Origin of the sequence: Millisia brevis NBRC 105863 (genome assembly GCF_001552615.1) — a bacterium.
Lineage (GTDB): Bacteria > Actinomycetota > Actinomycetes > Mycobacteriales > Mycobacteriaceae > Millisia > Millisia brevis.
Genome location: NZ_BCRN01000008.1, coordinates 46,988 through 72,853, shown reverse-complemented (window position 1 = coordinate 72,853; position 25,866 = coordinate 46,988). Strand labels below are relative to the sequence as shown.

Here is a 25,866-nt window from a genome sequence, read left to right as displayed (position 1 = left end):
CGCCGGTCGGTGGTGAGCGATGAAACTCGCTCTCGCCATCCACGGAACCCGCGGCGACGTACAACCCGCGGTGGCGCTGGCCCACGCGCTCACCGAACGCGGTCACGATGTTCGACTCGGCGTTCCGCCCAATCTGGTCGGCTTCGCCGCCGACTGTGGGGTGGCCGCGGCTCCGTTGGGGCTCGACACGCGCCGGCACATCGAGTCCGTGAGCGCACTGCGGAGGGCCGCCGGTCGGCACCCGGTTCGGCAACTGCGCGTGGCCCGGGAGATTCGCGACCTGGGATACGCCGAATTGATCGACGGCATGGGCGAGTTGGTGACCGGCGTCGACGCGATCATCGCCGGGTACATCACCGAGCAGGTTGCCCTGGCCTACGCCGAGCGCGCAGCGGTACCGTTGATATCCCTGCACCATGCACCGATACGCCGCAACAGTTCCGTCGGTCCGATGCCGACGCCGGGGCGGACATCCGGCCCGGCCGCGACTCGGGCGCAGTGGTGGCTATTCGATCGACTCTTCGGTGTGTTGACCCGACGGCGAGACGGCCGACTGCGCGAGCGCCTCGGATGTGCGCCGGCCGCGCGGTCGCCGCAGGAACAGATGCGCGCTGCGCCCGGTATCGAAGTGCAGGCCTACGACGAACTGTTCGCGGTGACGGACGACCCGCTGTGGGCAGCCGACGCCGCGTTCCGGCAACGGCCGGTCGTCGGGTTCTTCGACCTGCCACGGCCGCTGCGCGAGAACGTTCGGGCGCCGGAACCCGGCTGTGACATCGACACCTGGCTGCGCAGCGGCGCCCCGCCGATCTATGTCGGCTTCGGGAGCATGCCGGTCACCGATCCGGCGGCGATGATCGACGCGGCGGTGACCGCCGCCCGGCGGCTCGGGTATCGGCTGCTGCTGTGTACCGGGTGGAACGATATGCCTGCCGATCCGGGCGTCGCCGGTGACGATGTGCGTGTGGTACGGGCGGTCGACCATAGCGAGGTATTCGGTCGATGTGCGGCGCTCGTCCACCATGGAGGAGCCGGAACGACCGCCGCCGCACTGCGTTCCGGAGTTCCCTCCGTCATCTGCCCGTTCGGGTCCGACCAACCGTATTGGGGACAACAGATCGAGAAGCTCGGCGCCGGAACCTCGTTGCCGGTCCGGCGGCTCGACGGCGACCGCCTGACCGCCGCGCTGGAAATAGCCCTGGGTGCCGATGCCCGCCGCGCGGCGCACACCGCGGCGCGCATGGTCACCGCCGGCGATCTCGCCCTCGCCCGGGCGGTCGACGCCATCGAGGCGACGGTCACACCCGTCGGGAAAACGAGCCCGGCGCGAACGGACACCGTCGGCGCGGCGTCCGGCGAAGGCGGGCACGGCCCGGACCCGGGCCGAACGTCGCGACTGACCGACGAGGACTCCACCTACTGGTTTCTTCGGCAGGCGCTCGGCTGGTCGGTGGTGCTGCAGATCCTGTGGACCACCGACGCTCCGGTGCCGCGCGATGTGCTCCTCGACGTCCACGCCCGACTGGCGCACGGACGGCTGCACCGGCGTCTGATTCCGTCGACGGTGCCCGGTGCCCGGCCCCGCTGGACCCGCGCCGGCCACGCACCCGAGATGCGGCTCGACGAGAGCCCCGTCGACGACGGTGCCGTCGAACGATGGGCGGCCGAGGAATTGGCGACCGTCGCGCTCGACGCCGAATCCGGACGGTGCTGGCGGTTGCGGGCGACCGGCACCGAATCCGGGGGTACCGCCATTTCGCTGTGCGCCCTGCACCTGGTCGCCGATGGCCGCACGATGGTGTCCGCGGCGGCCGAGGCCATGGCGGCAGCCACCGCAGCCGTGGCGGCAGCCGAAGCCACAGCCACCGCAGCTGCGGCCGCCGGAACCGTGACGACGGCGGGTGGAACCGAGACGACGGCAGCCGGAGTCGACGAAGCACCCCTGATCGGCGACCCGGAATCGCGGCTGGGCATGACGGTTCGGGTGCGCGCGACGGCCGCGGACGCCGCGGACGCCGCCGGACGCGTGCTGGCCGCCGGTCGGGGGCTGGTGCGCGCCGCGCGATCGGTCCGGGCGGAGCGGTCGGAGCGAGCGGAGCGGTCGGAGCGAGCAGGGGCGACCGGCTCGGACGCCGGCGTCGCGCCACGGTCCACCCGCAATGCGCCGATGGCCGTACGAGCGCCCCGTGCGGTCGGTTCGTGGGCGAGTGTGCGTGTCCCGATCGGTGCCTGGGAGCGGGTGGCGGCCCGCCATGCGGGTACCCCCAATGTGCTGTTCGTCGCCGTGATCGCCGGGCTGCTGCGCTCGAGCGGGTACGCACCGCTGGGTGAAACGATCAAGGTCGGTATCCCGGTCGACCGGCGGGCCGGCGTGGCCGACCGCCGCACCAACGCCACCGCTGGGGTCTCGGTTCTGCTCACCGACGAGCCTTCCGCCGCACAGGATCTCGGCGTACTGCGCGCCTCGTGCAAGGCCGCGTACAAGCGGCTCGAAGCCGGGCATCGCTCGGCGACCGCACATCTGCAACCGCTGGTCTGGCTGATTCCGCCGGCGTGGCTGGTCGGCGCGGCCACGGCAGGTGACGGGATGCCGGACGGGATGGTCTCCAACCTCGGGGACGTCCCGGCCGGCGCGCTGTACTGGGGACCGACCCACGCGAACTGGATGACCTTCCGCGGCATGGCCCAAGGGGTCGACCCCGCACTGCCCCACCGATTCGGCGACGGAGTGCAGGCGTGGGCGTTGCGCACCGACACCCACTTCACCTTCTCGGTACTCGGTTGCGACGAAACCCGTTTCGGCGACGGATCGCTGCCCACCCTGCTGGCCGCGGAACTGTCGGCCTGGGATCTGCCCTTCGATATCCGATCAGGAGCATGACGATGACCACACGCACCGGGACCACACGCACCGAGACGGACCACCGCGATATCGGCGCCACCGACAAGGCCCCGCGGGTGGCGGGATCGGACGAGTCCTACCTGCTGGCCGAGGATCTGTTCGGAGCGTCGGCGCCGATCCAGTTCTCGTGGGTATTCGACGACGACCCCGGGCAGGGCGCCGTCGATGAGCTCTGCCGACACCTCGCGACCGGCGCTCTGCACCGGGCGGTGCAACGCACCCGCGTCCCGGCGGCGCGCCACCGGTGGGTGCGGTCGCCCCGGACCGCGACGGTGGGGACGAGCGAGACGATTCCCGACGACGCGATCGGCGAATGGGTCGACTCGGTGCTGCGCGGCGCGGCGCTGCGACCGGTCGACGGCGCGGGCTGGCAACTCGACACGGTGACCACCACCGCCGGGCGTCGGGTGGTCTCGCTGCTGCTGTCCCATATGATCGCCGATGGCCAGGGCGTCTTCCGGGCGCTGTCGGCGGCCGCTTCGGGTACCGCCACGTCGCTACCTCCGGCCGAGGGCGGATGGCGTTCGGTGCGCGAGGACATCGCCGACGCGGGCCGGCAACTGGCGGCCGCGGCACGGTCACTGCGGGTTCTGGTGACACAGACGATTCGGCAGCGCCGCAGCACATCCGCCGGCGCATCGGCCGACGGACCGGACCCCGACCGCCGGGCGCAGCCGGCTGACGGGCGAGCAGGCCGACCCACCGGCCGGGCGGCCGACGTCGACGCGACCCTCGCGATCGTCGATGTGGACAGCCGGACGTGGAAGCAGCACGCCGCAGCCCACAGCGGTACCTCGAACGGACTGTTCGCCGCATTGCTCGCCGGAATCGTCACCGCGTCCGAGTACCCCGTCAACGGTCCGATGCGGGTGTGCATCGCGGTGAACCGCCGCGAAGGCGAGAGCGACGACCGCGCCAACGCCTCGGGCGGGGTGTGGATTCGCCTACCGGAACCCGTCGACGGCCGGTACGACCTGGCGGATATCCGCATGCGCAGCAAGGCGGCGTTCACCGCCTACGCCGAATCGGGGGCCGAACAGGTGACCGACAACCTGCAACCGGTGGTGCGGTTGCTCCCCAAACGGTTGGTGGGCAAGCTGATCCGCGCCATCCCCGGACCGGACACCACCGTCTCGAACCTCGGCGTCGCTCCGGACGACGCGTTGTCCATCGGCGGCAAGACGGCGTCGTCTTTCGCCATTCGCGCGATGATGCTCGGCGGCTCGGCCGCCGACCGACGCGGCCGCGGTCCGGGTGTCGCCGCCTGGCTCGTCGAGTACGGCGACCGGATGACCCTCACCTTCCTGGGGCTCGACCCCGACCATTTCGGAGATGCCGAACAGCTGCGCGTCCGGATCGGGAACGAGTTGTCCGCCAGGGATATCGACTTCACGTTCTGGTGATGTGGCCATGACCGATGCACCCATGGTGGACGGTCCGAACGCCGGGAAGCGCGGGAGTGCGGATCACCGGCGGTTCGACACCGCTCAGCCCAGGCGCCACGGTTCGTAGGAACGCGGGTCGCCCAAGGGTTCGACGTGGATGATGATGCTGAGGTCCTCGAGCCGCTCGGTCAACTTCTGCTCGACCTCCTCGGTGACGTCGTGGGCGAACTGGATCGTCCACTCGCCGGGGACCAACATGTGCATCTGCACGAACCGCTGATGACCCGCCTCCCGGGTACGTATGTCGTGGAAGACGACGCCCCGGTCGCCGAATTCGGCGAGCGCCGCGTCGATCTCCGCACGATCGTGGTCCGCGAGCGAGGCATCCATCAGGCCGGATCCCGACCGCCACACCAGGCGGAAACCCACGAACAGGATGTTGATCGCCACGCCGATCGCGACCAACGCATCCAGCGGCGCCCACCCGGTCAACCCGACGAGCCCGACTCCGACGATGACACCCGCGGTGGTCCACACGTCCGTCAGCAGGTGTTTGCCGTCGGCCTCGAGCGTCAGCGAGCGGTACGCCCTCCCGGCCCGCAGCAGGATCATCGCGACGACGCCGTTGACGATGCTGGCGACCACCGAGATCACCAGGCCCAGCCCGACGGCGTCCAACTCCTGCGGGTTGAGCAGGCGCTCGACGGAGACGTAGATGATCGCGCCGGCGGCGACGATGATCATCACGCCTTCGAGGACGGCCGAGAAGTACTCGGCTTTGGTGTGCCCGAAGTTGTGGCTCGAGTCGGCGGGCCGGGCCACCACGCGCAGGGCGACGAAGGCTCCGATCGCGGCGACCAGGTTGACCACGGACTCGACCGCATCGGACAACAGGCCGACCGAGCCCGAGACCTGCCAGGCCCACAACTTCAAGCCGATGACGACGATCGAGGCAACGATGCTCAGCAGGGCGAATCGCGACAGATCGCGACGCTCACCGGTGGCGGTCACCGAGCCATTCCATCACAACGGCCGCCTGTCCACCGCCGGGAACGGATGCTCGCGACCGCGTGGGGCGACCCGCCCACCGATCGGCCCGCGGCCGGCATTCTGACCGGGACCCCAGCGCCATCACCATCGAGCAGGAGCACACCCGATGACCTCGCCGAACGTGCCACAACCGGCAGCCGACGACCCCGTCGACGAGCAAATCGTCGCCTGGAAGGGGCCCTCCGGGCGGGCCTGGGTCCGCAAGCAGGCCGTCCTCGACGAGATGTTCGCGCCGCTCGCAGCCTTCCTGGTCGACACGGTGACCGCGGATGCCCCCGATGCGCGGCGGGTCCTCGATGTGGGCTGCGGCGCCGGGGCCACCACGCTCGCGGTCGCCGCGGCGATCGGCGCACAGGGTGGTTGGGCGGTCGGTCTGGACATCTCCGAGCCGCTGCTGACCCTCGCCCGCTCCCGGGCCGATGCCGAGGGCGTGCCGGCCCGCTTCGTGCAGGCCGACATCCAGGACGGGCCGGTGGCCGACGGGGCCTTCGACGCGGTGATCTCCCGCTTCGGTGTGATGTTCTTCCGCGCCCCGGTGGCGGCGTTCACCAATCTGCGTCTCGCCGCCGCCCCCGGCGCGGCACTGCGCATGCTGACCTGGCGCGAGCCCGACGCCAACCCCTTCATGACCACCGGGGAGACCGCCGTCGCTCCCCTGCTGGGGCTGCCGATCCGCGAACCCGACACCCCGGGGCCGTTCGGCCTCGCCGGTCGCGACTACGCCCTGTCGGTCCTCGAGCGGTCCGGATGGTCGGCCGCGGACGCGCAGCCGATCGACATCGAATGTCGCTTCCCCGAGTCGGAGCTCACCGGCTACCTGACGTCGATCGGCCCGGTCGCCCCGCGCCTGGCCCAACTGCCCGACGACGAGCGCGCACGGATGGTCGACATCGTTCGGGCCGCCTACGAGCCCTTCGTGGAAGGCGACACCGTCCGCTTCGTCGCCGCCGGCTGGTTGCTGTCCGCCACCAACGACGGGCGGTAGGGCGGGGTAGTCGGCACCCCACCGCCTAACGGCCCAGAATCCGGTCGAGGATATCTCCGAAGTCGAATCCGGCACTCCCGCTCGCCGGCGCACCCGGGTCGACCGTGCCCGGATCGCCGGGACCGGGATCGATGGTGCCGCCGTCGACCCCGAGCCGGACGTTCGGGCCGAAGCAGGTGTAGCCGCCGGCGCCCGCCCGCGGTGCCTCCTGCCCGTTGAGCGTCAGATCGACCCGAGTGCCCTGTGCGCCGAGCCATTCCGCGGTCACCGATTCACCCGCCTGCAGTTGGAATCCCCCGACGGTATCCATCCCCAAACCGGGAAGCGTGTAGCTGGTCGTCTCGCGCTGGATGGCGACCGGATGCCAGACGGTCGCATGGCCGGACATATCCCGCACCTCGCCGCCGGAGTGGGTCAGGCGCAGCGGTACCTCCCAGTCGGCCCCGAGACTGTAGGTCGGGCTGCCCCAGCCCGGCCGCTCGTACGGGCGGTAGCCGCCGAAGTCGGTGGTCATCGTGACGCGCATGTCGCCGTTGAGCACCCAGTGGCCGGGGACCTCGGCGGGCAGGTCGACCTCGACCGCGAGGGTGGCCGGGAACTCGACGGTCTCCCCGCCGTTCGTCGGGTGCGGCCCGACGCAGCTCACCCGAATGTCGCCGCTGCGGTGGGTCTGCTCGTACCTGCTCTGCGCGGTCGCGGCGCCCGGTCCCAGCGCCGAGAGCGTCATCGCGGTCACCGCCGCCAGCACCGCACCGCGCGCCCCTGCGCCCACCACTCGACCGCCCATTCCTCACCTCACAAAGACGTACCGTATGTCCGTTAGAGCCTACCTAATCGGACATACGGTATATAAAACCGTCGCAGAACGGGTCGATAGCAGCCTTTCTCGGTCGGGTGCTCAGTCGCCGATCGGGCGCGCGCCGAGTTCGGATTGCAGCAGTTCGAGCGCGATTTCCTGCGGATCCCGGCGCGGCTGGGAGGGGCCGTCGTTGCCCGAGTCGCGGTCGCGGGCGGCTTCGGCGAGCATCTCCTCTTCCTCGTCCTCCATCGGCGGTGCCTCGGGGATCGGAGGTTCGTCGTCCGCCGGTGGCGGCGCGATGCGGCGTTCCGGTCGCGGGGGCGCCGCTTCCGCAGCGGGTGCGGCGTCCCGCTTGGGCCGGGTGAAGGTCGGCTTCTCCTTGCGGTCGCCGCGTGCGGGTGCGGCGGTGCGGCGGTCCGCCGGCCGGGCCGGCTCCGCCTGTCCGGTGACGCATTCGACGGTGACGTCGACTCCGAACACCTCGCGGAAGGCACCGCGGATCGCCTCGGCGTTGCGGGGTTCGACCAACCGCTTGGCCAGCGGCACCGACTCGTGGGTCAGCACGAGCCGGCCATCGCCGACCGCCTGCACCGACGCCCCGGAGAGCATCACCTCGACGGTGCGGCTATGACCGCGCACGACGTCGCGGACCCGTTGCCAGTTCGCACGAACCGATTCGAGGTCCACGCCGGTAGGCGCCGCAGACTGCGCCGGCGGCGGGGCGTGCTGCGCGTCCGCCGGCGCGGCGGGCGCCGGTTCGGGCCGCCCGGCGACGGGTTCGCGTCGATGCGCGGCGGATTCGTCGCGCTGCGCCACCGGCTCGGTGCGCTGTGGTGCGGCCTCGCTGCGCTGTGGTGCGGGCTCGGACTGCTGTGGTGACTCGTCGGGCCGGGGCGCGGCGGGGTCCGGTCGCCGGCCGGCGGGACGCTGCGATTCGCCCCGGGACTCGGCAGACCTGGACTCACCGGCCGCCGGTCCCGGCACAGTCGGTGTAGCGGCAGTCGGCGTCGGGGTTGTCTGTGCGGCGGCCGGAGCGGGCCCCGAGTCCTGCGGGGTATGGGCCGGTTCGATCGAAGCGTCGACGGCGGCTGTCGAACCGCTGTCCGCCGATGGTGTCGCTGCCGCGGGCTCGCGGGGCGGCTCCGCCGAGGTGGCCCGTTCCGCCGGCTCCACCTCGCGCGGGTGCGGCGCCGCGGGGGCGGATTCGGTACGCGCGCTGGGGCGTACGAAGGTGCGGCGAGAGTCGGCGTCGTCACCGGTCGGGGGCACCGACGAACCGGCGGAGGCGGGTCCGGCCGGGGTGGGAGCGGCCGGGGTGGAAACCGAAGCGGACGAGGGGGCCGGAGCGGACGCGGCGACGGACAGCCCACCGGCCACGGAACGCTCCACCGTTTCGACCCGCTGCAGGAGCGCGGCCTGGTCGTTCGCCGCATCGGGCAGCAACATGCGCGCGCACATCACCTCGAGCAGCAAGCGCGGTGCGGTGGCGCCGCGCATCTCGCCGAGTCCCGCGTGCACCACCTCGGCGTAGCGGGCGAGCGTGGCCGGGCCGATCCGCCCCGCCTGCTCGACGATGCGTTCGGCGACATCGGACGGCACGTCGACCAGGCCGCGACCGGTCGCGTCGGGAACCGCCCGCACGAGGATCAGATCGCGCAGCCGATCGAGCAGGTCGACCGCGAAGCGCCGGGGATCGTGCCCGGCGTCGACCACCTTCTGCACCGCCCCGAAGACCCCCGCGCCGTCGCCGGCCGCGAGCGCTTCGATCGTCTCGTCGATCAGCGCAACGTCGGTGACGCCGAGCAGCGCGACCGCGCGGTCGTAGCGCACCAGGCTGTCCTCGGCGCCGGCGAAGAGCTGATCGAGGATGCTGAGGGTGTCGCGCGGCGAGCCGCCCCCGGCTCGGATCACCAGCGGATAGACGGCGTCCTGCACCTGGACCGACTCGGCGGTCGTGATGCGTTCGAGCAGCCCGCGCATCACCTGCGGGGCGAGCAGCCGGAACGGGTAGTGATGGGTGCGCGACCGAATCGTCGGCAGCACCTTCTCCGGTTCGGTGGTCGCGAATACGAAGATCAGATGCTCCGGCGGCTCCTCGACGATCTTGAGTAGCGCGTTGAATCCCGCCGTGGTGACCATATGGGCCTCGTCGACGATGAACACCCGGTAGCGCGATTCGGCCGGCGCGTAGAAGGCGCGATCGCGCAGTTCACGGGTGTCGTCGACACCGCCGTGGCTCGCGGCGTCCAGTTCGACGACGTCGAGGTTGCCGGGGCCGCCGGGGGCGAGCGCCACACAGGACGAGCAGACACCGCAGGGCGTCGACGTCGGCCCCTCCGCGCAGTTGAGCGAGCGGGCCAGGATGCGCGCCGAGGACGTCTTTCCGCAGCCACGCGGGCCGGAGAAGAGGTAGGCGTGGTTGATGCGGCCGGAATCGAGGGCCACCGACAACGGTTCGGTGACGTGCTCCTGACCGACAACCTCGGCGAACGTCGACGGACGGTATGTGCGGTACAGGGCCACGGGTCGAGCCTATCGGGGCAGTCCGACCGATCCCGCGTCGGTCGGACGTGCGCCGATACGACCGGTGGAACCGGTAGTCACCGAGAACGAGACCGTCGGAAGCTCGTCGACCGACTCGGCCGGCGCCGCCGCGGGGCGGGCGGATACCCGGCCGGTGGCGCTGCCCGGGACCGGCGCCAGCGCGGGCGGCTCGGACGGTCCGGGTGCGCTCGGGGGCATCGCGACCCGTCCCGTGGTGCTGCCCGCCACCGGAACCATCACCGGAAGCGGGGCGACCGGAGCGGTGGGTGGAGCGACAACCGTCGTTCGCAGCGCGTCGACCGCGGGCGGAGCCACCACCCGCCCGGTGGCGCTGCCGGCCACCCGCGTCGACGGCGCGGCACCGATCCGACCGACCGGCGGATCGACGGGATCGAGGTCCGGAGCGGGCGGCGGTGCCTGTTCGACCAGGGAATCGAAATGCCGCCGCGCGTGCTCGATCCAGGTGCGTCGACCGATGGCCGGGTAATGGTCGACCAGGTAGGCGCCGCGCGCGGTCCGCAGCGTCTCGCGCGGCAGATTGTCGCGTCCCCCGAGCAGCGCGACCAGGTCCGCGGCCCACCGCGCGCCCTCGGTCACCTCGTCGCGAATCGCGTCGGTCATCCGCAGCGGCTGGGTCGGGTAGCCCTCCCACCGGCGGCGGACCAGGTCCGCGAGCAGGCCGGCGCAGAGCAATTCGGACGGCCGCACCGGCTGCGCCGAACCGTACTGCGACTCGATCGGCTCGAAGGCGTAGGCGTGCACCGGGGTTCCGTCGATCGATGTGCCCGAGTAGACCGTCGCCGGCAGGTGGGTGCCGTCGGGACCGTCGACCGTTGTCTCCTCACGAGTCCGGCCGGCCCGCGACATCGGCAACAGGTCCAGGAAGGTGTCGACCTCGGATACCGAACGGGCGGGCAGAACGCGCGCCTCCGGGCGAAATTCCAGGCCCTCCGCCAGTCGGTGGGCCATCGAGGGCCCCCATTCCGACGGCCGGTCGACGCCCGGCCGGTGCGGGTCGACCCGGATCGCCTGGAAGTCCGTCCGTTGTGCCAGGAGGGGAAACAGATCCCGTCCCGTCATCTCGACGGCTTCGAGGTCGTTGTCCAGGGGTTCGAGCGATCGGTGGAGCTCGAGGCGATCCTCGGCGGTGAAGATCCGGATCGCGCGGCGCCCCTCGAAGATGCGCACCTGCGGCTGTTCGTTCTCGCACAGCACCAACCAGGTGTGATCGAGGAAGAGATCGACCTGGTTGTACCAAGGATTGTCTATCGCGTCGTCGATGTCGAGAGCCGCCGACATCCTCCGCAACCACTCGAACCCGCCCCGACGGATCAATACCGAGTGCGGCCGGCCGAAGTCGAGCAGCAGTCCGTCGGCCTCCGCCGGCAGATTGCGCACCAGATGTCGGCCGCGCATCTCCATGAAGTGCGCCGGTTGACCGTCCGGGGACACCCGCTCGGTCATCACCGCGGCACAGGTGACGTCCTCGTCCTCGATCTTCCACAGCAGCGCGTGCCGGTCACCGGTGGTGACCAGGTACCAGTTCGCGAATCCGACCAGGATGCGACCGAAGACGCTTCCATCCAGTTCGCCCGCCTCGAACCGCGCCATCGCGGTGCGCACGGCTTCGGGGGTCAGATGATCGGGAGCCGTGCTCACGGGAACCTCTCGCTCTACGCGGCCGCTGGCGACCTGCGTCTTCTACCAATGGACCGAACAACGGACGGCATTGGTGACGTCCCGACCAACCCAACGATAGCGCGAGCCATTGTTTCCCGGCGAAAGCCCCGTTGTCGGGGCGCGGCACGAACCCGCCGACCGACCGGTCAGGCCTCGGCGGCCTGCTTGGCGGCGGCCTTCTGCTGCTTCTTGAACTGGCGGACCTCCTGGAGGGTGGTCGCGTCCACGACGTCGGCCACCGACCGGCGCGAGTCGGGCTCGCTGTAGGCACCGGTCACCTTTTCCCAACCGGCGGGGGTCACCCCGAATTGCTTGGCGAGCAGCGCAATGAAGATCTTCGACTTCTGGTCACCCCAGCCGGGCAGCGCCTTCAACCGACGGAAGACCTCCTTCGCGTCGGGGTCGCCCTCGGTCCAGATCGCCGCGGTATCCCCGTCGTAGCGGTCGATGATCACATTGGCCAATTCGTGCACCCGTTTGGCCATCGATCCCGGGAACCGGTGGATCGCCGGCGGTGTCGAAGACAGCGCGACAAAGGCGTCCAGATCCGATTCCGCGATGCGGTGGATATCGAATCCGTCCATTCGATCGGCGATCTTCTTCGGGCCGGTGAACGCGGCTTCCATCGGGAACTGCTGATCCAGGGTCATGCCGATCAGCAGCGCGAAGAAGTCCGAGCCCAACAGCGCGTCGGCCTGCGGATCCTGGGCGATGCACACCGTGGTCATGGGCCCAGGGTAGTCGGCGGGTCGTCGGGCGAACGTGGCCCCGCGACCCACCGACAAACCGCTAGACCTCGACGGTGCGACCGGAGAGCTTCTCCGCCGATGCCAGCAGGACACAGCCGGCGACGCCCTCGATCGCGGGCTCGAGGTCGGCGAGAGTCGGGAAGGTGGGCGCGATCCGGATGTTCCGGTCGTCGGGGTCCTTGCCGTAGGGGAAGGCCGCCCCGGCGGGGGTCAACGCGATACCGGCCTTCTTGGCCAGGGCGATCGTGCGGGCCGCGCAGCCGTCCAGCACGTCGAGGCTGACGAAGTAGCCGCCCTTCGGGTCGGTCCAGGTGGCGACCTTCGACGCGCCGAGCCGATCCTCGAGGATGCGGCCGACCATGTCGAACTTGGGGCGCAGCAGCTCCCGATGCTTGGCCATGTGGGCGCGCACCCCGGCGGCATCGCCGAAGAACCGGACATGCCGCAGGTGGTTGACCTTGTCCGGGCCGATCGAGCGGACCGCGTTGTGCCGCTGGTACCAGGCGATGTTCTCGTCGGAGGCGCCGATGAAGCCCACCCCGGCGCCCGCCAGGGTGATCTTGGAGGTCGACGCGAACAGGAACGGACGGTTCGGGTGGCCGCTGTCGGCAGCCAACGCGACGACGTCGACGTTGTCGACGATGTCGTCGGTCAGCGGGTGCACCGCGTAGGCGTTGTCCCAGAAGACCCGGAAGTCCGGGGCGGCGGTCGGCATCGCGAACAGGCGCCGCGTCACCTCGGCGGAGAAGATGACACCGGTCGGGTTCGAGTAGACCGGCACTGTCCAGATGCCCTTGATCTGCGGATCGGCGGCGACGAGCGCTTCGATCCGGTCGATATCCGGGCCGTCCTCGAGCATCGGCACCGGGATCAACTCGAAGCCCAGGTGCTCGGTGATCGCGAAGTGGCGGTCGTATCCCGGACTGGGACACAACACCTTGACCACCGGCTCGTCCTTCCAGGGCCGGGGGGAATCCACCCCGCCGTAGAGGACGGAGAACACGATGACGTCGTGCATCATCGCGAGGCTGGCGTTCTCCCCGGCGAGCAGATTGCCCACCGGGATGTTGAGCAGTTCCGCGAAGATCGCGCGCAGATCGGCCAGACCGGTCGCGCCGCCGTAGTTGCGCACGTCGGTGCCCGACGAATCCTTGTAGTCATCGGCACCCGGCAGCGCGAGCAGGTCGTTCGACAGGTCCAGTTGATCGGGCGAGGGTTTGCCGCGGGTCAGATCGAGGGCGAGGCCCCGCTGACGCAACGCCTCGTAGGCGGCGGCCTGCCGTTCGAACTCGGCGGCCATCTCGTCGGGGGTCATCAAGCCGTACTGCGTTTGCGTGCCGGTCACCGTACCGAGGCCTTCCGCATCGATTGCCACCCTGCGGCCCTCGTGCCGGGGTGGACACAAGAAAGCGGACCCCGCGCACCCGGCAGAGCCCGTTGACCCTTGCTGCCTTCCGGCCCTGGGGGAGTTCACAGGATGCGCGCCGCGCGGGATCCGCCGACAAGTCTAGTCACACCGCCGTACCGGTGGCCAAACCCCCCGTCCGATCGCCCCGATCCGGATCACTCGGCGTCGCATCGTGGCCGGTCACGGGCGGCATTTCGGTCCTGCGCGGTCGACTCGGTATAGTTCACCGCGGAGGATTCGCCTAGTGGCCTATGGCGCTCGCCTGGAACGCGGGTTGGGTTAACGCCCTCAGGGGTTCAAATCCCCTATCCTCCGCCGATCGAAACGCTCGCATCCGGACGTCCGGGTGCGAGCGTTTCGTCGTTCGGGCGTGCGGTCGGCACGCGGGCTCGCGCCGTCGCCGACCACCTACGATGGCGGCATGACGGTCCCGTCCTCCTCGACCCGTGTGACCACCTTCGACCGCGACGACCTCACCTTCGACGTCATCGACAGCGGCCCCCTCGATGCGTCCACGTCTCCGGTGGTGCTGCTGCACGGCTTCCCGCAGCGCGCCGCCTCGTGGTCGGCCGTCACCGAGCGTCTCAACGCCGCCGGCTACCGCACCTTCGCACCGGACCAGCGCGGGTACTCGCCGGGCGCCCGTCCGACCGCCCGCGGCGCCTACCGGATCGACGATCTGACCGAGGACATCGTCGCGCTGATCGACGTGATCGGTGAGCCGGTCCACCTCGTGGGCCACGACTGGGGCGCGATGGTGGCGTGGGCCCTCGCTGCCCGCCGTCCGGACCTGATCCGCTCCCTGACCGCGATCTCGGTTCCCCATCCGGGGGCGTTCATTGCCGCGATGCCGCGCGGGCAGATCCTGCGCTCGTTCTACATGGGCGTCTTCCAGTTGCCCGTGCTGCCCGAACTGGCCGCGCGACGAGCGCCGGGACTCATGCGCAAGTCGCTGATCGCCACCGGCATGTCCGCCGCGGAAGCCGATCGGGTGATGACCGATACCGTCGAGGACGGCGCCCTGACCGGCGGTCTGAACTACTACCGCGCGATGCCGCTCTACGGGCGGTCCTCGTCGGTCGGTCGCGTTCGGGTCCCCACCACCTACGTGTGGAGCAGCGGCGACGTCGCGCTCGGCCGGCACGCCGCGATGACCACCGGCGGCTACGTGCGGGCGCCGTACCGGTTGATCGTGCTGCCCGGCTCGCACTGGATTCCGGATCAGCAGCCGCAGGCGGTGGCCGACGCGGTCCTCGAGCGGGCCCGGTCCGTGGAGGACGCTCCGCTGCGTGCCACATCCGTGGACGACACCCCGCAGCCGGCCGTGGCCGGATCCGACGAGTCGGTCCGGAGCTCGACGAGCCCCGAATGAACGGCCACGGAATGAATAGCGCCGAATGAACACGGTCGAATGAGCGGCACTCGGTGAACGACGGCGCGGGACGGTACGCGCCGAGCCCGACCGGTGATCTGCACCTGGGCAATCTGCGCACCGCGATGCTGGCGTGGCTGTACGCCCGCTCGACCGACCGGCGGTTGTGGTTGCGATTCGAAGACCTCGACACCGGCCGCGCCGATCCCGCGGCTGCGGGCAGGCAGCTCGCCGACCTGCTCGCGCTCGGCCTCGACGTTGACGGCGACCCGGTGGTCCAGAGCGACCGGATCGAGCGCTACCGCACCGCGATCGACGACCTGACCGCCGCCGGCCGCACGTACCGCTGTTGGTGCACGCGCCGCGAGATTCACGCCGCGGTATCGGCCCCGCACGCGCCGCCGGGCGCCTATCCGGGCACCTGTCGCCGGCTGACCGCGGAGCAGATCGTGGAACGGGAGGCATCCGGGCGTCCGCCGGCGATCCGACTGCGCGCGGACATCGCTACCGAAACCGTCACCGACCTGCGGTTCGGCTCCTACACGGGCGTCGTTGACGACTTCGTTCTGCAGCGCGGTGACGGCACCCCGGCATACAACCTCGCGGTGGTGGTCGACGACATCGCGATGGGCGTCGACCAGGTGGTGCGCGGCGATGACCTGCTCGATTCCGCGCCGCGTCAGGCCCATCTGACCGCCCTGCTGGGCGGGGTCGTTCCCGAGTACGCGCACGTGCCATTGGTGCTCGGGCGGGATGGGGCACGGCTGGCCAAGCGCGATGGCGCGGTGACGCTGCGGCAGCGCCTGGCCCTGGGCGAGACCTCCGCGCAGGTGCGCTCCGCGCTGGCGGCGTCGCTGCATCTGGCCGCTCCCGGCGAGGTGGTCGACATGGCCGACCTGCTCGACCGGTTCGACCCGGCCCTGCTGCCCACCGAGCCGTGGACGCTCACCCCGGAACCCTGCGGATGAACCCTCCGGCCGCCGCGCCGAGCGGGAATAGCATCGCCCGGAATCGATTCGTCGCCGATCACCGCGGTCACCGCGCCCACCTGGCAGCTACCGGCGGACCGGTCCCGCCGGTTGTGTCCGGTTCTCGCGCCCTGCCCCTATAACCCGGGGAGCCTCCAACGTAGAGTCGATCGCGACGACAATGTCTACGCGGAGGAAGCGAATGACCACAGGCGGCAACGACCCTTACCAGGGGCAGGGGCAGGGCGGTGATCCCCAGTGGCCGGGCTATCCCCCAGCACAGGGTGGTTACCCCAATCAGGGCGGATACCCGCAGCAGGGGGGCTACGACCAGGGCGGTTACCAGCAGCAGGGCGGCTACCAGCAGCCCGGCTACCAGCAGCCGAACCAGCAGAACTACGGCCAGCCGGGTGCCGGTGATCCGTACGCGGCCGCAGGCTACCCGCCGCCCGCCTACCAGGGCTCCGGCAATGACGCCTACGGCAACCAGGGCTTCGGCGGCGGCGCGCAGCTGAGCGTCGGCGACGCGATCGGCTACGGCTGGAAGCGCTTCAGCAGCAACCCCGTGCCGTGGCTGCTCGTGATCGTGGCATTCGCCGTGGTCTCCATCATCATCCAGTGGATCAGCAGCCAGGCCGGTACCGGCCTGTTCACCGTCCTGCTGTTCAACCTGGTGTCGACCGTGGTCGGCGCGATCTTCGGTGCCGCCTTCGTGCGGGGCGCGCTGCACGAGCTCGACGGCAACCGGCCCGGCATCGAGGCCTACTTCCAGTTCCCGAACGTCGTGAACATCGTTCTCGCGTCGGTCCTGGTCAGCGTCATCACCGGGATCGGTTTCATCCTGCTGATCATCCCGGGCATCATCGCGGCCTTCCTGCTGATGTTCACCCAGATGTTTGTCATCGACCGCAACGAGGCGCCGGTTGCGGCTCTGAACTCGAGCTTCCGGGCCACGTCGGCCAACGTCGGACCGCTGGTGCTGCTGTTCATCGCCCTGATCGGCCTCAACATCGTCGGTGCGATCCTGCTCGGCATCGGCCTGCTCGTCACGGTTCCCGTGTCGGTGATCGCGCTGACCTACGCCTACCGCGTGACGGTGAGCGGACGGGTGGCTCCGGTCGCCTGATTCTTGGACCCGGTAACGACCACACGCCGGCCGCGAGTCCTTCGGGATTCGCGGCCGGCGTTGTTGTTGCGTAGATTCGCCCGGTGACAACCCCCGAGCCGTCGACCGCGCCGAACCCCGCTCACCTGCGGGTTTACTATCCTGCGATCGTCGCGCTGTTCACCACGACGCTGCTGATCTCGAATATCGCGGCCAGCAAGGGCGTGGCCTTCTTCACTGACAGCCACGTCACCCTCGGTCCGCTGCAGATCCTGCCGATCGTCACCGACGGCGCCTTCCTGCTCTTCCCGCTGGCGTACATCCTCGGCGACGTGCTCAGCGAGGTCTACGGGTTCAAGGCGGCCCGCCGGGCGATCTACATCGGATTCGGCGCCCTGCTGTTGATGGTCGTGTCCTTCCAGATCGTGCTGGCGCTGCCGCCCGCGCCGTTCTACGACAACCAGCAGGCGCTCGAGACGGTGGTCGGCGCGGTCCCCCGACTGGTGCTCGCCGGTCTGCTCGGCTACCTGGTGGGGCAACTGTTGAACGCGGCCGTCCTGGTGGCGATCAAACGGCGCACCCGCGAGAAGCATCTGTGGGCGCGGTTGCTCGGGTCGACCGTGGTCGGCGAATTCTTCGACACCCTGGTGTTCTGCTCGATCGCCGCCGGTGTCATCGGCATCACCACCGGCGGCGACTTCGTCAACTATGTGCTCGTCGGATTCCTGTGGAAGACGCTGGTCGAGGTCGCGGTGCTGCCGATCACCTACCGGGTGATCGCCTACCTCAAGCGCAACGAACCGTTCTACCGCGCCACGGCGGCCGGTGAGCCGTAGAACCGGCCGAGGAACTCGGTGCGCAGGGCGTCGAAGTTTCCGGCGATCAGCGCCGCGCGCATCGCGTCGACCAGGCGCACGGTGAACCGCTCGTTGTGGATGGTCGCCAGCGTCGAGGCCACCATCTCCTTCGCCTTGAACAGGTGATGCAGGTAGGCGCGGGTGTAGTGCCCGCAGGTGTAGCAGTCGCAGTCCGCGTCGATCGGGGTGAAGTCCCGCCGGAAGCGGGCGGTGTTGATGTTGAACCGCCCGTCGGGGGTGTAGATCGCGGCGTTGCGCGCCACCCGGGAGGGGTTGACGCAGTCGAAGGTGTCGGCGCCGGCCTCGACCGCGGCGAACAGGTCGTCCGGCTCGCTGATCCCGAGCAGGTGGCGAGGCTTGTCGTCCGGTAGTTCCTCGGTCACCCAGCGCACGATCGTGCCCATCCGGCTCTTCTCGAGCGCGCCGCCGATGCCGAATCCCTCGAAGCCGCGACCATTCTCATCGGCCAGGGACAGCAGCCCCCGGGTGGCCTGGCGGCGCAGATCCTCGTACTGGGCGCCCTGCACCACCCCGAACAACGCCTGCTCCGGCCGATCGGGGTGGGCGGCCGCCAGCCGGGCCCGTTCGTCGAGACAGCGCTGCGCCCAGCGGTGGGTGCGCGCGACCGAGGACACCTGGTAGTCGCGGGTATTGGCCAGCGTGGTCAGCTCGTCGAAGGCGAAGATGATGTCCGCGCCCAGGGCGTGCTGGATCCGCATCGACACCTCGGGGGTGAAGCGGTGCTTCGAGCCGTTGAGGTGTGAGGTGAAGGTGACCCCGTCCTCGTCGACGCGGGCGAGGTTGTCCTTGTTCTTCGCCTGCACCGCCTGGGCGTGCGCGTCGACCGCCTCCATGGCGAGGACCTTCTTGTAACCCGCACCGAGCGAGAGGACCTGGAAACCGCCACTGTCGGTGAACGTCGGGCCGGGCCAGTTCATGAACCGGCCCAGTCCCCCGGCCTCCTCGACGATGTCGTGTCCGGGCTGCAGGTACAGGTGGTACGCGTTGGCGAGCAGCGCCTGGGCGCCAAGGTCGGCCATCGTCTCCGGCAGCACCGCCTTGACGGTCGCCTTGGTGGCGACCGGAACGAACGCCGGGGTGTTGATGACGCCGTGCGGGGTGGTGAGCACCCCCGCGCGCCCGCCTCGGTCGTCCAGACGGGCGGTCACCTCGAAGGACGGCCCGATGCCGGTCGACTGATCCACGCCGTCTATTCCACCATCCGTGTGCGCGGACGCTTCGCCCCGATCGTGCTCTCGGCTCCCTGCACCGTCCGGTTCGCCACAAAGCCGGCCGCCGAGCGGCGGCGGTCGGATACTGACGGATAGGACCGGACCACACGGTGAGGATGACCAGATGACGACGGAGCAGCAGCGCACCACCGATGATCGGCCGTCCCTGGACGAGGTGACCACCCTTGTGCGGCAGTGGCTTTCCGAGGCCGCACAGATCCCCTCCGGCGCCGCCGCCCGCCGGCTGGCCGATGTGCTCACCGACCCGGCGGGTCTGGACTTCACGGTGGGGTTCGTCGATCGCGTCATCCGCCCGGAGGATCCCCGCATCGCCGCGGAAAGCCTGCAGGACCTGGCCACGAATGTGCCCGCCTTCGTCCCCTGGCATCTGCGCACCGCACTGCGAACGGGTGCGGCCGCATCCCGGGTCGCGCCGCGGCTGGTCGTGCCGATCGCCCGACGGGCCCTGCGACAGATGGTCGGCCACCTGCTGATCGACGCGGGCGACAAGCGCCTCGGTACCGGGATCGCCCGTATCCGTGCGCGCGACGTCCGGCTGAACATCAATCTGCTCGGCGAGGCGGTCCTGGGCGAACGGGAGGCCGATCGGCGCCTCACGGAGATCCGTCGACTGCTCGAACGGGACGACGTCGACTATGTATCGGTCAAGGTGTCGGCGGCCATCGCACCGCATTCGGCCTGGTCGTTTGATGCGGCGGTCGATCACATCGAGCAGAGCCTGCTGCCGCTCTACCGGTTCGCCGCCACGTCGGCGTCGCGCACGTTCATCAATCTGGATATGGAGGAGTACCGCGATCTCGACCTGACGATGGCGGTGTTCATGCGGTTGCTCGACCGCCCGGAATTGCTCGATCTCGAAGCCGGGATCGTCCTGCAGGCCTACCTGCCCGACGCCCTCGGAGCGATGATCACCCTGCAGGAATGGGCCGCGAGCCGACGCACTCGCGGCGGAGCACCGATCAAGGTGCGGCTGGTCAAGGGCGCCAATCTGCCGATGGAACATGTCGAGGCGACGCTGCACAACTGGCCGGTCGCCACCTGGCCGCGCAAGCAGGATTCCGACACCAACTACAAGCGGGTGCTGCACTACGCCCTGCAGCCCGAACATATGCGCAATGTTCGGCTCGGCGTCGCCGGACACAACCTGTTCGACGTCGCCTACGCCTGGTTGTTGGCCGGGCAACTCGGTGTGCGGGAGTACATCGACATCGAAATGCTGCTCGGCATGGCCGAGGGCCAAGCCGAAGCGGTTCGCCGCACGGTGGGCGGCCTGCTGCTGTACGTACCGGTGGTGCACCCCAAGGACTTCGACGTGGCGATCTCGTATCTGGTGCGTCGCCTCGAGGAGGGCGCGAGCCAGGACAACTTCATGTCCGCGGTGTTCTCCCTGCACGACGATCCGGAGTTGTTCGCCCGCGAACGCGACCGGTTCGCCGCCTCGCTGGCGGCCGTCGACGGCGAGGTGCCGCTGCCGAATCGTCGTCAGGATCGGCGCCGTGACGACCCAACCGCGGCGATCCGGGAGGACGGATTCGACAACGTCGCCGATACCGATCCGTCGCTGGTGCCGAACCGGGAGTGGGCGGCCGACATCATCGCGTCGATCGACGGATCGACTCTCGGTGACGATCTGGTGGCCGAGTACACCGTCACCGAGCAGTCGCAGCTCGATGCGCTGGTCGATCGCGCCGTCGCGGCCGGCCGGGAGTGGGCGGCGCTCGGTGGGGCCGGTCGGGCGAAGATCCTGCGCACGGCGGCGGCGAGCCTGGAGAGGTCTCGCGCCAGCCTGCTGGAGGTCATGGGCGCGGAGTGCGGCAAGACGATCGATCAGGGTGACCCCGAGGTCTCCGAGGCGATCGACTTCGTCAACTACTACAGCGAATCTGCTTGCGCCCTGGACACCGTCGACGGCGCTCGGCAGGTGCCGGTCGGGCTGACCGTGGTGACGCCACCGTGGAATTTCCCCATCGCGATACCCACCGGGTCGACCGTCGCGGCGCTGGCCGCCGGGTCGGCGGTGATCGTCAAGCCGGCGCCGCAGGCCAAGCGGTGTGGGTCACTGATGGTGCAGGCGTTGTGGGACGCCGGGGTGCCCCGTGACGTGCTGCACCTGGTGCACACCGACGAGGGCGAGGTGGGCCGGCGGCTGATCAGTAACCCCTCGGTCGACCGACTGATCCTGACCGGCGCGTTCGACACCGCCCAGTTGTTCCGCACGTTCCGACCCGACCTTCCGTTGCTCGCGGAAACCAGCGGAAAGAACGCGTTGGTGGTCACTCCGCACGCGGATTTCGATCTGGCGGTGAAGGATCTGGTGTCGTCGGCGTTCGGGCACGCCGGCCAGAAATGCTCGGCGGCGTCGCTGGCGATCCTGGTCGGTTCGGTGGCCAGGTCGCGGCGGTTCCTCGATCAACTCGTCGACGCGGTCGGCTCGCTGACCGTCGGCTACCCGGCCGACCCGACGACGCAGATGGGCCCGATCATCGAGCCGGCGGCCGGCAAGCTGAAGCGGGCGCTGACCGAATTGGCCCCCGGCGAGCGGTGGTTGGTCGAACCGAAACAACTCGACGACACCGGCCGCCTGTGGTCCCCGGGGGTGAAAGCGGGTGTCGCCCGAGGCTCGGAATTCCACCTCACCGAGTACTTCGGACCGGTACTCGGGCTGATCGAGGCCGCCGACCTCGACGAGGCCCTCGCCATCCAGAACCAGGTCGACTACGGCCTGACCGCCGGATTGCACTCCCTCGACCGCCACGAACTCGAACACTGGCTCGAACGGGTCGAAGCTGGAAACCTGTACGTCAACCGCGGAATCACCGGGGCCATCGTGCGGCGGCAACCGTTCGGTGGCTGGAAGAAGTCCGCCGTGGGTGCCGGCACCAAGGCGGGCGGACCCAACTACCTTGTCGGCCTCAGTGATTGGGTGACCGTGCCGGCCACGCGCGGCGCCGATCCCGTCGAAGCGATCGCGGTCGCCCTCACGGGCACCGCGGCGTCCGAACTGACCGATGCGCAGCGGGCTTTCCTGCTGCGGTCGGCGCGATCCGATGCCGCCGCCTGGAACGAGGAGTTCGGCGTCGCGCGCGACGTCTCGGATCTGCGGGTGGAACTGAACTACCTGCGGTACGCACCGATCGGGGTCACGATTCGCTACGAGGACAACGACGTGGCGCAACTGATCCGAGTATTGGTCGCCGGCATTCGCTCCGGAGCGCCGTCGCGAGTCTCGGCTGCCGAGGAACTACCCGACAGCGTTGCGGAGCTGGTTCGCCGCCACGCCGACTATCTGGTCGAGGACGACGCCGCCTGGGGGGCCCGCCTCACCGGAGCGGACGCCCCGGCGCGGGTGCGACTACTCGGCGGGGACCGGCAACGTTTCGCCGAGCACAGCAAAGGTCGGGCCGATATCGCCCTCTACGCGCAACCGGTGACCGAGGCGGGGCGCATCGAGATGCTGCCATTCCTGCGGGAGCAGGCGGTGTCGGTCACCGCCCACCGCTTCGGCTCCCCGACCGTGCTGGTCGAGGATCTGTTCTGAGCATGCCCTCCGGCATGCACCCGGGAGGAGTGACAAGGGCCTGGTGGCTGCCTGCCCGCAGCGCTCGATGCTCGAGATGCCGTCGACCGCGAGCCCCCGCGGGCATGAGGAATCGCGACCCGCCATCGAGGGGCAGATCGGCCAGGAGCGCGGTTTCGTCAGCCACCTACAACAACCGTTGGCGGCTCAAGCCCAACCTAAAACTTTCAGGCACTCATGTTATAGGTTACGCGCATGGACCCAACGAAGTTTGTAGCTACGGACTGGGGACGCGCAGTTTCGACCGGAGGCGGCGCTCCGTACTACGCATTCGTGCCCGCAACCGTTCCCAAGCACCTGACTCTGAGACCGGAGACGATCATGCTGCTGTCGGAGGCAGATGCATCGCTTGGTCGACTTGCCGGTTCCGGGCGACTGCTGCCGGACCCACACCTCCTCGTCAACGCCTATATCACTCGCGAGGCCGTCGCCAGTTCACGCATCGAGGGAACCCAGGCGTCGGTTACCGAGGTATTCGACGCCGCGGTGACGGGCCGATCGACGCGACAGGACGTACAAGAAGTCCGCAATTACATCTCGGCGCTCCAGCACGGTATTGACCGCCTGGCCGGTGGCTTTCCCTTGTCCCTGCGCCTGATGAGAGAGATGCACGAGATCCTCCTGACCGGCGTCCGCGGCCAGGAGCGCACACCCGGCGACTTCCGCCGGAGTCAGAATTGGATCTCCTCACCGGACAATCGCCCGGCAACGGCTCGGTTCGTGCCACCGACTGTCGAGAACATGCAACCGGCGCTCGACGACTGGGAGAAGTATCTGCACCTTTCGGAGCACAAGCTACCGATGGCGATCAGGTGCGCCCTACTGCACTATCAGTTCGAAACGATCCATCCATTCCTGGACGGAAACGGTCGTATCGGACGCCTATTCATCATTCTCTATTTGATGAATGAGCGGAGGCTCCCGGCACCGCTCCTATACATATCGAACTACTTCGAGCAACACAAAAGTGAGTACTACGATCGCCTGCAACACCTTCGGGAGCGGGGAGAGATCCATGAGTGGCTCGAGTTCTTCCTGAGAGCGATACACGTTCAGGCAATGGATTCGGTAGCTCGCGCCGAGCTCCTCGCCGACCTGCGAGAATCCTACCGAACGGCGTTGAAGGGACGACGAAGTCGGGCGATCGAGGTGGCAGATTTGCTGTTCGCAAACCCGGTCATTACCGTCCGAGCGGTCCAAGACCGCCTTGCCGTCAGTCAACCCGGCGCCGCAAATCTGCTCCGGACGCTTTCCGACGCAGGAATCGTTCACAGGATCGGCGAAGGGTCCGGAACACGACATCGTTGGGTCGCCAAGAGCATCCTGGAGATCCTCGACCCGAGTACGGGCTAAACGTTCGAAGCATGAGACCTATACCTAGAGCTGCTAGGGTAGTGATCCCTACCAGCTCTAGGTATAGGAACGCGCATGCGCATCGACAAGGACCTGGTGGCAGCTTCGGCCACCCCTCTGGTGCTCGGGATTCTCGCCGAGGGCGAGTCCTACGGGTACGCCATCGTCAAGCGGGTCAACGATCTGTCCGACGGGCGGATGCAGTGGACCGACGGGATGCTCTACCCCTTGCTCCACCGGCTCGAGCGCAACGATTATGTGCGCGCCTCCTGGGGAACCTCCGAGACGGGTCGTCGCCGCAAGCAGTACGCGATCACCTCGACCGGCCTCGACGCGTTGGCCGAACGGCGCGCCCAGTGGAGCGTGGTGTCGGACGCGCTCGACCGAGTGTGGCAGTCTGCCGCCCTACCTCCGATTCACCGCATCAACCCGGCCGGCGGTTTCGCGTGATGAGCGGAGTCGAGGAGCAGATCGACCAGTGGCGCGGCTTCGTCCGCCGCCGCCCGGCAATCACCGAGGCCGACATCGACGAGATGGAAGACCATCTGCGCGAACGGATCACCGAACTCGAGAGCGCCGGCCTCGACGCCGACGAGGCGTTCCTGGTGGCGGTCAAGCGGATGGGCAATCTCGACGAGGTCTCCCGCGAGTTCGCCCGCGCCCACTCCAATCGGTTGTGGAAGCAACTCGTTCTGCTCCCGACGGCCGAGGACGGTGTGAGCGGCTGGGACCGCCGGCGCGACCTGGTCGTCCTGCTCGGTTTTGCGCTCGGGGCGGGCGTCGCCGTCAAGCTGCTGCTGACGTTCGCGGACGGTGAGATGGCGCAGGTCCGCAACATTTCCTTCGCGGTACTGCCGTTTCTCGCGGGCTGGTTCGCCTGGTCCCGCCGGGTGTCCCCGAAGGTCTGCGCGGTGGTTGCCGCGCTCGCTGCGGTGCCCTTCCTGGCGGTGAACCTCTATCCCTTTGCGACGGACGGCTCGACCCCGGGGATGACGGCAGTCCTGGCGTTCACCCATGTACCGGTCTTGCTGTGGCTGCTGGCCGGTGTGCTGCACACCGGCGGCGACTGGCGCTCACCCGATCGGCGCATGGATTTCGTGCGGTTCGCCGGAGAACTGGCGATGTACCTGGCGCTGATCGCCCTGGGGTCGGGCGTCCTGCTCGGCTTGACCGCCGGGGTGCTCTCGTTGGTCGATGTCGACCTCGAACCGGTTCTCGAACAATGGCTGTTGCCGTTCGGTATGCCGGGAGCGCTGTTGGTGGCGGCGTGGCTGGTCGACGCGAAGAAGAGCGTGGTGGAGAACATCGCGCCGGTGCTGACCCGGGTGTTCACGCCCCTGGCATTCCTGATGCTGCTGGCCGACCTCACGGTGCTGTTGGCGAACGGCCCGCTCACCGAGGTCGACCGCAACCTGCTGATCCTGATGGACGCCGTGCTGATCGTGGTGCTCTTCCTGCTGCTCTACTCGATCTCCGCCCGCGACCCGTTCGCACCACCGGGTCTGTTCGACTGGCTGCAATTGGCGGTGGTCGTCGCGGCGCTCGCGGTCAATGCCGTGGCCCTGACCGCGATGCTCACCCGCATCGCCGAATTCGGGTTCACCGCGAACAAGACCGCCGCACTGGGCCTGAACCTCGTCTTGCTCGTCCATCTGGCGTGGTCGGCGGTGTTGCTCGCCGGATTCCTGCGCGGCAGGCGGCCGTTCGCCGCCGTCGAGCGTTGGCAGACAACCTATCTGCCGGTGTACGCGGCCTGGGCGGCAATCGTGGTGCTGATATTCCCACCGCTTTTCGGATTCGTCTGAGGTCATGACCGGTCCGAAGCGGCCGAGGATGTTGTCGGGTCCCCCACCGGAGCCCGCCTCAGCACGCACTAGAC

Annotated in this window: 18 protein-coding genes, 1 tRNA gene and 1 other RNA gene; 12 read left to right on the top strand and 8 right to left on the bottom strand. The window is 69.3% G+C overall.

Annotated features, from left to right (window positions below; genetic code table 11):
• Window positions 1–19 precede the first annotated feature (19 nt).
• Complete coding sequence (locus tag MB1_RS12795; RefSeq protein ID WP_066907618.1) at window positions 20–2,881, top strand: glycosyltransferase; 2,862 nt, start codon at window positions 20–22, stop codon at window positions 2,879–2,881.
• A 2-nt stretch (window positions 2,882–2,883) separates the two neighbouring features.
• Window positions 2,884–4,305 carry a hypothetical protein gene (locus tag MB1_RS12790; protein WP_369406868.1) on the top strand — a complete coding sequence of 474 codons (1,422 nt, stop codon included), beginning with the start codon at window positions 2,884–2,886 and terminating at the stop codon, window positions 4,303–4,305.
• A gap of 84 nt (window positions 4,306–4,389) precedes the next feature.
• On the opposite strand, the gene MB1_RS12785 is transcribed toward MB1_RS12790, so the two are convergent.
• On the bottom strand, window positions 4,390–5,298 hold the full coding sequence (locus MB1_RS12785; protein WP_066907615.1) for a cation diffusion facilitator family transporter: 909 nt from the start codon (window positions 5,296–5,298) through the stop codon (window positions 4,390–4,392).
• A 145-nt stretch (window positions 5,299–5,443) separates the two neighbouring features.
• Here MB1_RS12785 and MB1_RS12780 point away from each other — a divergent pair, with 145 nt between their 5' ends.
• Window positions 5,444–6,322 (top strand): class I SAM-dependent methyltransferase, encoded by an 879-nt coding sequence (locus MB1_RS12780; RefSeq protein WP_066907612.1) that lies wholly within the window; start codon window positions 5,444–5,446, stop codon window positions 6,320–6,322.
• A 25-nt stretch (window positions 6,323–6,347) separates the two neighbouring features.
• Here the strand turns inward: MB1_RS12780 and MB1_RS12775 are convergent, their stop codons facing one another.
• The 6 genes from MB1_RS12775 to ffs all read right to left on the bottom strand — a co-directional run bounded on the left by MB1_RS12775 (window position 6,348) and on the right by ffs (window position 13,595).
• Window positions 6,348–7,109, bottom strand: coding sequence for a hypothetical protein (locus MB1_RS12775; protein WP_157084052.1), 762 nt, complete (start codon window positions 7,107–7,109; stop codon window positions 6,348–6,350).
• A 111-nt stretch (window positions 7,110–7,220) separates the two neighbouring features.
• Window positions 7,221–9,644 carry a DNA polymerase III subunits gamma/tau gene (locus MB1_RS12770; protein ID WP_066907608.1) on the bottom strand — a complete coding sequence of 808 codons (2,424 nt, stop codon included), beginning with the start codon at window positions 9,642–9,644 and terminating at the stop codon, window positions 7,221–7,223.
• A 9-nt stretch (window positions 9,645–9,653) separates the two neighbouring features.
• The gene (locus tag MB1_RS12765; protein ID WP_157084051.1) at window positions 9,654–11,324 is read right to left on the bottom strand and encodes a hypothetical protein; all 1,671 of its coding nucleotides are present in this window, start codon (window positions 11,322–11,324) and stop codon (window positions 9,654–9,656) included.
• Between the two features lie 167 nt (window positions 11,325–11,491).
• Window positions 11,492–12,073, bottom strand: coding sequence for an HhH-GPD-type base excision DNA repair protein (locus tag MB1_RS12760; protein WP_066907602.1), 582 nt, complete (start codon window positions 12,071–12,073; stop codon window positions 11,492–11,494).
• Window positions 12,074–12,134: 61 nt separating this feature from the next.
• Entirely contained in the window at window positions 12,135–13,409 is a 1,275-nt protein-coding gene (locus tag MB1_RS12755) for an aspartate aminotransferase type Ic (RefSeq protein ID WP_066907980.1), read from the bottom strand.
• Window positions 13,410–13,498: 89 nt separating this feature from the next.
• Window positions 13,499–13,595, bottom strand: an RNA gene (gene ffs / locus MB1_RS12750) — signal recognition particle sRNA small type.
• 137 nt (window positions 13,596–13,732) lie between these two features.
• Here ffs and MB1_RS12745 point away from each other — a divergent pair.
• The 5 genes from MB1_RS12745 (at window position 13,733) to MB1_RS12725 (ending at window position 17,783) form a co-directional block, all read left to right on the top strand.
• Window positions 13,733–13,817, top strand: a tRNA-Ser gene (locus tag MB1_RS12745).
• Window positions 13,818–13,923: 106 nt separating this feature from the next.
• Window positions 13,924–14,874 carry an alpha/beta fold hydrolase gene (locus tag MB1_RS12740; protein ID WP_084351719.1) on the top strand — a complete coding sequence of 317 codons (951 nt, stop codon included), beginning with the start codon at window positions 13,924–13,926 and terminating at the stop codon, window positions 14,872–14,874.
• Between the two features lie 53 nt (window positions 14,875–14,927).
• Window positions 14,928–15,842: a tRNA glutamyl-Q(34) synthetase GluQRS gene (gene gluQRS, locus MB1_RS12735; protein WP_066907599.1), complete on the top strand. Its 915-nt coding sequence runs from the start codon at window positions 14,928–14,930 to the stop codon at window positions 15,840–15,842.
• A 202-nt stretch (window positions 15,843–16,044) separates the two neighbouring features.
• Window positions 16,045–16,968 (top strand): DUF2189 domain-containing protein, encoded by a 924-nt coding sequence (locus tag MB1_RS12730; protein WP_066907596.1) that lies wholly within the window; start codon window positions 16,045–16,047, stop codon window positions 16,966–16,968.
• A gap of 83 nt (window positions 16,969–17,051) precedes the next feature.
• Complete coding sequence (locus tag MB1_RS12725) at window positions 17,052–17,783, top strand: queuosine precursor transporter (protein ID WP_245650168.1); 732 nt, start codon at window positions 17,052–17,054, stop codon at window positions 17,781–17,783.
• Here MB1_RS12725 and tgt read toward each other — a convergent pair.
• On the bottom strand, window positions 17,753–19,009 hold the full coding sequence (gene tgt, locus MB1_RS12720; RefSeq protein WP_439646943.1) for a tRNA guanosine(34) transglycosylase Tgt: 1,257 nt from the start codon (window positions 19,007–19,009) through the stop codon (window positions 17,753–17,755). The genes MB1_RS12725 and tgt overlap by 31 nt on opposite strands.
• 151 nt (window positions 19,010–19,160) lie before the next feature.
• Between tgt and MB1_RS12715 the strand changes: the two genes are divergently transcribed.
• The 4 genes from MB1_RS12715 (at window position 19,161) to MB1_RS12700 (ending at window position 25,792) form a co-directional block, all read left to right on the top strand.
• Window positions 19,161–22,595, top strand: a complete 3,435-nt coding sequence (locus MB1_RS12715; protein WP_066907590.1) for a bifunctional proline dehydrogenase/L-glutamate gamma-semialdehyde dehydrogenase — start codon at window positions 19,161–19,163, stop codon at window positions 22,593–22,595.
• Between the two features lie 360 nt (window positions 22,596–22,955).
• On the top strand, window positions 22,956–23,987 hold the full coding sequence (locus MB1_RS12710) for a Fic family protein (RefSeq protein WP_169801651.1): 1,032 nt from the start codon (window positions 22,956–22,958) through the stop codon (window positions 23,985–23,987).
• A gap of 75 nt (window positions 23,988–24,062) precedes the next feature.
• On the top strand, window positions 24,063–24,437 hold the full coding sequence (locus MB1_RS12705; protein WP_066907584.1) for a PadR family transcriptional regulator: 375 nt from the start codon (window positions 24,063–24,065) through the stop codon (window positions 24,435–24,437).
• The gene (locus MB1_RS12700; protein WP_066907580.1) at window positions 24,437–25,792 is read left to right on the top strand and encodes a permease prefix domain 1-containing protein; all 1,356 of its coding nucleotides are present in this window, start codon (window positions 24,437–24,439) and stop codon (window positions 25,790–25,792) included. Before MB1_RS12705 ends, MB1_RS12700 begins: the two co-directional genes overlap by 1 nt.
• Window positions 25,793–25,866: the final 74 nt, after the last annotated feature.